The following is a 5,958-nucleotide window of genomic DNA, read 5'->3' as shown; positions in this document are numbered from 1 at the left end:
GGTAAACTTAGCCAATGAATTTGTAATAAATCGCCGAAGGGAATAGAGAGGAAATCGATCCTTACCCCGGCTTGCCAAGCTAGAAAAGCGACGCTAAACTGCATTACCAGACGATTGAGCGGCGAAAGATTAAAAAGATCATCCGCTAGACCGATGAGGAAAAAGCCCAAACCGCCTAGGGTTACGCCCCACACTTCCCATTCTCGATCGCTGTTTAAACCGGCAAACCCTCCCAACCACCAAACGATCAGGAGGGCAGTTAAAGCGCCGACAAAAATCGAAACTCCCCCCAGTCGAACCATAGGCCTTTCATGGACCTTCCTTTCGTTGGGTTTATCGACGTAACCGCTTTTCAGTCCGACGGTTCTGACGAGGGGGGTACTCCAAAGCACCACGGTATGGGCGATCAGAAAAGCAATTAGATAGTATAAATCTCCGGACATGGGAATTGGGGGGCGATTTAATTCACAATTGGCAACTGACAGGCAATCGCCAATTATGAATTTTTATTATCTCTCGTTTTAGGCCAAGGCGGGGACGGAAATATGGAGATGGGGATAGAGGGGGAAGCTTTCACAGAGTTTCCCTACCCGTTGACGGCAAGCAGTTCTCAGGGCTTCATCACCGGGATTAAGGAGAATATCGGCGATAATGTTGCCAATCTCGATAAATTCCGTTTCTCCTAGTCCTCTGGTGGTCATAGCCGGGGAACCCAAGCGCAGACCACTGGTAACAAAGGGAGACTCGGGATCGAAGGGAACAGTGTTTTTATTAGCGGTAATATTAATGGTACTCACTAAGCGATCGGCCTCTTTCCCGGTCATGCCCACGGATCTTAAATCGAGTAACATCAAGTGATTATCCGTACCATCAGTGACAATTTTAATCCCTCTAGCCTTCAACTGACCGGCTAAAGCTTGGGCATTAGCGATTACTTGGCCCGAATAGATTTTAAACTCCGGTTTCAGGGCCTCCCCAAAAGCCACAGCTTTCGCCGCAATCACGTGTTCTAGGGGTCCGCCTTGGGTACCGGGGAAGACGGATTTATCGAATTTTTTGCCTAATTCCTCGTCTTTGGTCATAATTAACCCCCCCCTAGGACCGCGCAGGGTTTTGTGAGTGGTGGTAGTGACCACATCACAGTGGGGTAGGGGATTAGGATGATGACCAGTGGCCACTAAACCGGCAATATGGGCGATATCTGCCATCAGGTAGGCCCCCACTTCGTCGGCGATGGCGCGGAATTTCTCAAAATCAATCCGGCGCGAGTAGGCAGAATAACCGCAGATAATTAGTTTGGGTTTTTCCTTGCGAGCGATGTCAAGGATGAGATCGTAGTCAAGGCGTTCGCTGTCGGGACTTACTCCATACTGTACTACTCGGAACCATTTTCCGGAAACGTTAACGGGGGAACCGTGGGTAAGATGACCCCCGTGGGAGAGATCCATACCCATAATCGTATCGCCGGGCTGCAAGAGGGTCAGGAAAACGGCGAAATTAGCTTGGGCGCCGGAGTGGGGTTGTACGTTAGCGTGGTTTGCCCCAAATAGTCGTTTAACCCGATCGATCGCTAATTGTTCCGCTTCGTCAATGTATTCGCAACCGCCATAGTAGCGTTTTTTGGGCAGTCCTTCCGCGTATTTGTTGGTTAAAACCGAACCCTGGGCGGCCATGACGGCAGCGGAGGTAAAGTTTTCACTAGCGATTAATTCTAGGTGATCTCTTTGACGTTGCAGTTCTTTTTGCAAAATCCCTGCGATCGCTGGATCCGTCAGGGATAGTATATCTAGGTTGGTATCAGTCACGGTTACTCGATCCTTTTTTTTAACAATTTACCTGTAATCCTTGGGTCACTTTCTCCATTTTGGCACAATCTCTAATCTTCCGACACACCAGGGAGCTTAATTGCCTCTCTTCGGGGTCGCTCATCAATTGTCAACTGTTAGCAGTAAAATCTTCATTTTTAGTCAATAAGTAATAGTAAGTAGGTAGGCGTTAAAAATTATCAGATGCCCCCCTTATTAAGGGGGGATTAAAGGGGGGACTAAGGGGGGATCGGCACCCCCCTTATCAAGGGGGGCAGGGGGGATCGAACCTAAAATCCATTTTTAATTTAATTATAACCAGCTACTTAATATTAGCCAATAGAACCCCCCAAAAGCTGGGATTGAGTGATAAAATCAGAAGTAATGCCCAATTTTAACGGTGATTTTCCCTTTAAAAATAACAACTTAGTAGAAGTTCTACAAAAAGTTGACAAATTTTAAAAATAGGGTGGATTACCTTCAAGATAACCACCCGAAAACTACCATTAATTATCTGTAATCAACCGGTATTTCTCATCCCTGCGGCAATACCATTAATCGTCATTAAAGCGCCCCTTAATAACTCCTCTTTAGAATAGCGGAAATGAATCACACCGGATTGAGCTTGACTATTGTATTGACGTAAACGCTTGAGGAGAGACACCTGTAGGAAACCGAGGGGAACGATCGAACCGTTGCGTAACTGCACCGAGCGCTGTAAACTCGGATCATTATCTAATAAATGTTTCTCGCCGGTGATCTGGAGAACAATCTCGCTAGTGCGATTATATTCCTCTTTGATCCTTGCAAACAGACGTTCAAAACGTTCTCGATCTTCCTGTTTAGAAAGTTCACTGACGTAGTGATAGGCCATCTGTAAGTCCACCTTCGATAGAGTCATGTCTGCCTTAGAAATCACCATCTGGAAGAAAGGCCACTTGTGATAAAAATGGCGTAACAATTCCAAATTTCTGCTAGGAGAATCATCGAGAAACATCTGTAAAGCTGTCCCTAAACCATACCAAGCAGGTAAAAGAAACCGGGTTTGGGTCCAACTAAATACCCAGGGAATTGCCCGCAGGGTAGTTAAATCCTGTTGACCACTTTTCCGGCGCGCCGGTCGGGAACTAATCTGTAAAAGACTAATTTCAGGAATGGGAGTTACGGACAGAAAGAAGTCTAAAAAGTCCGGTTCTTCATAAATCAAACTGCGATAGGTTTGCCGTGAACGGGTGGCCAAGTCCTCCATGATGCGATTCCAGGGTTCGAGATCATCAAAACCACTGCCCAGTAAACTTGCCTGTATAACTGCCGTTACGGCCGTTTCGAGGTTATACAAGGCCAATTCCGGTAAGGAGTATTTCGAGGCTAAAACCTCGCCCTGTTCCGTGATTTTAATGCGACCGTTAATCGTTCCCCGGGGTTGGGCGAGGATAGCGGCGTAGGCCGGTCCACCACCCCGACCGACGGAACCGCCCCGGCCATGAAAAAGACGTAGATCCAAGCCGTATTGTTTAGCGGTTTTTTGTAAAGCCTTCTGGGCCTTATGAATTTCCCAATTACTGCTTAAAAAGCCGGAATCCTTATTACTATCGGAGTAACCCACCATAATCTCCTGTAAATTACCCGGTTCGAGGATGGCCGGTTCCAGGGTCACTTCCTCCCCGTTTAAAGCCCCTAAATGGTGGTAACCGCCGGCTAGGGCTGCCCGGTAGAGGGGCAATTCAAACAAAGTCTGCATGATGCCGGGGGCGTGTTTGAGGTCATCGACGGTTTCAAAGAGGGGAACGATGCGGAGGGAACTGCGGCTAGTGGCGGGGTCGTATAAACCGGCTTCTTGGGCTAATAACAGCACTTCTAGCACATCGCTGGCCTCGTTGGTCATGCTGATAATGTAGGTTTGGCAGATTTCCAGACCAAATTCCCCTTGCAGACTTCTTAAAACTCGCAGGGTTTCAATGGTTTCGCAGGTTCTTTCCGAGAAGGGCATTTCCCGGGGAATTAAGGGGCGACGGGTTTTTAATTCCGCCACTAACCAGGCGATTTTTTCTGATTCGGTTAATTGGCCGTAGGGTTTGGGTAAAACTCCGAGATAGGCGGCGATTTCTTCGATACATTCGGCGTGACGGGTGGATTCTTGCCGAAAATCTAACTGAGTCAGGACAAAGCCAAAAATCTCCACTTGGGCGATCAGTCGATCGAGTTCTTGACAGGAAAGACCAGTTTGCAAGAGACTGCGCTGTAATAGCTGTAATTCGGCTAAAAACTCGGAACCGGAGCGATAGATGTTGGTTTCGTTGAGTTTAGTTAATAACTGTCCTTCTTCCGGATCATTGAGGCGATTATTGCGATCGCGTGTATTTTCCAGACGTTTTTGAATAAAGGCCAATTTGAGGCGATAGGGTTCCTGACGGTAGCGGATTGCTAACTGGCTATAGATTTCGGGCATTTGCTGCTTATCTCTGTCCAGGGAGTCCAGCAACTCCGGCAAGACGTGACACCAGTGCAGGGAGGCACTTAAAATACTGGTCAGGTCGCGAATAGCATCGAGATATTTTTTAATAACGAGATTGCGCTGATAACAGCAGGTTTTCCAGGTGACTTCGGGGGTAACGGAGGGATTGCCATCCCGATCCCCCCCCACCCAAGAACCGAAGCGACAGAAGTTATTTTTCGGCGCTCGTAAACGGGGAAAGGAGGATTCTAGACTTTGCTGCAGACGCAGGGTTAACTGGGGTAGGGAATCGAAGAGAACTTCATCGAAGTAGTGCAGGGCATAATCCACCTCATCGACGACAGTGGGTTTAAATTGATGTAGTTCATCTGTTCGCCACCAGAAACGTATTTCTTCTTTTAACTGTTTGGTGACTGTTTGTGCTTCTCTGGAGTTAGTTAACCCCATACTGCGAAAGATTTCTTCTGCTTGGTCGAGTTTTTCGAGAATGCCCGAGATGCGGCGCTGTTTAATGCGAATGGTATGACGGACAATTTCCGTGGGGTGGGCCGTAAAAACCAGACGAATATCTAATTGATCGAGAAGACGCTGGATTTCCTGGGGGGGGACGTTCACCTGTTTGAGATAGGGAAATAACCAGTGAAATAGTCCCGATTTTGGGGTGGAGTGATCGGACCCGTTCAGGGTTTTTTCTAGCCAATCGGCCCCGACAATGGTGGCTAAAATGCTTTTTTGCGTTGGGTCAGCCTTGGGACTTTCGTTTTCTTCCCCGATCACCGTCCGTCGCAGTAGTTGCTGATCCCTTTGTTCGTAGTGTTGTTCGATTATATTTATTAACTGGAAATAGAGGGCAAAAGCGCGGGTAACTTTGATCGCTTCCCCTAGTTCCAAGTCTTCGATCATTTTGGCGATCATTGCTTCCGGACTATCATCGGTCACTTGTCCTTCCTCAGAACAGAGATGGCGCAGTAATTCCAGTAAATCGACTAATTCTTGACCACATTCGGAGACTAAGACTTCTTTCCATAAATCTTCGATTAATTTCAGTCTTTGCTGCAGAAACAGGTTGGAAGTGCTGAAAATATCCTGTTCGGTTTCGGTTGAGGGGACAAGGACGCTCATAATTTTAATCAGTAATCGGTAATCAGTAATCAGTAATCAGTAATCAGTAATCAGTCAACAGTAAACAGTGATTCAGTGACCAGTAAAAATAGGGATTAACTGCCTTAAAATGAAAAACTCTATCAAACCAATAACTGATCACTGATCACTGATAGATCGGGATTAGTTCTTAGGGTTGGTTAAAAATGAGATTATATCCCCAAGAATCATATTTTTTCGGATTTTTAACAAAAATTTCACTATTCTTGCTTCTTTTCAGAGGGCAAAAGGATTTTTTTTCTTGGTGACTTTTTCCAGAAAAGATTATTGGTCACTGTTGACCGGCAACTGATCGGGAATATTGAGCAGGGGCAAGCGATCGCCGCGAAACAATTCCTCACTTTCTTGGCCCAATTCAATTAACCAATGATTGAGGGAACGCAAGGCCAGATAGGAGAGAAGAAAGGGACTGACCGCTAGACTAAGCCAAAGCTTGATCGGTTGAGTTTTCATGGCAATTTCTCGGTTAAAGGACGGCGTTTGATGCGACGAATCGGAAAATTAGCAATCAGGGCGGTAGTTCGTTGGTCACTTTCT

At 46.7% G+C, this 5,958-nt stretch carries 3 protein-coding genes and 2 pseudogenes; all 5 read right to left on the bottom strand.

All coding sequences use genetic code 11. From position 1 onward, the window contains the following. Nucleotides 1-443: pseudogene (locus tag PX482_RS20900) on the bottom strand (undecaprenyl/decaprenyl-phosphate alpha-N-acetylglucosaminyl 1-phosphate transferase); the annotation flags it as partial. A 78-nt stretch (nucleotides 444-521) separates the two neighbouring features. Next, the gene (gene glyA / locus PX482_RS20895; protein WP_288122971.1) at nucleotides 522-1,805 is read right to left on the bottom strand and encodes a serine hydroxymethyltransferase; all 1,284 of its coding nucleotides are present in this window, start codon (nucleotides 1,803-1,805) and stop codon (nucleotides 522-524) included. 520 nt (nucleotides 1,806-2,325) lie between these two features. After that, complete coding sequence (ppc, locus tag PX482_RS20890; protein ID WP_288122970.1) at nucleotides 2,326-5,382, bottom strand: phosphoenolpyruvate carboxylase; 3,057 nt, start codon at nucleotides 5,380-5,382, stop codon at nucleotides 2,326-2,328. 303 nt (nucleotides 5,383-5,685) lie between these two features. Next, nucleotides 5,686-5,874, bottom strand: a complete 189-nt coding sequence (locus PX482_RS20885) for a hypothetical protein (protein ID WP_045358791.1) — start codon at nucleotides 5,872-5,874, stop codon at nucleotides 5,686-5,688. Then, nucleotides 5,871-5,958: pseudogene (locus PX482_RS20880) on the bottom strand (cell division topological specificity factor MinE); the annotation flags it as partial. The pseudogene PX482_RS20880 and the gene PX482_RS20885, both read right to left, overlap by 4 nt.

It is taken from the genome of Microcystis sp. M53602_WE12, from assembly GCF_030065455.1.
In the GTDB taxonomy this organism is placed as follows: domain Bacteria; phylum Cyanobacteriota; class Cyanobacteriia; order Cyanobacteriales; family Microcystaceae; genus Microcystis; species Microcystis aeruginosa.
The sequence above is the reverse complement of the archived record's forward strand: the minus strand, read 5'-3'. Positions and strand labels throughout refer to the sequence as shown.

Excerpts from the sequence above, each read along its gene's own strand:
- ppc (WP_288122970.1), bottom strand. The coding sequence starts at position 5,382 with ATGAGCGTCCTTGTCCCCTCAACCGAAACCGAACAGGATATTTTCAGC.
- PX482_RS20885 (WP_045358791.1), bottom strand. The coding sequence starts at position 5,874 with ATGAAAACTCAACCGATCAAGCTTTGGCTTAGTCTAGCGGTCAGTCCC.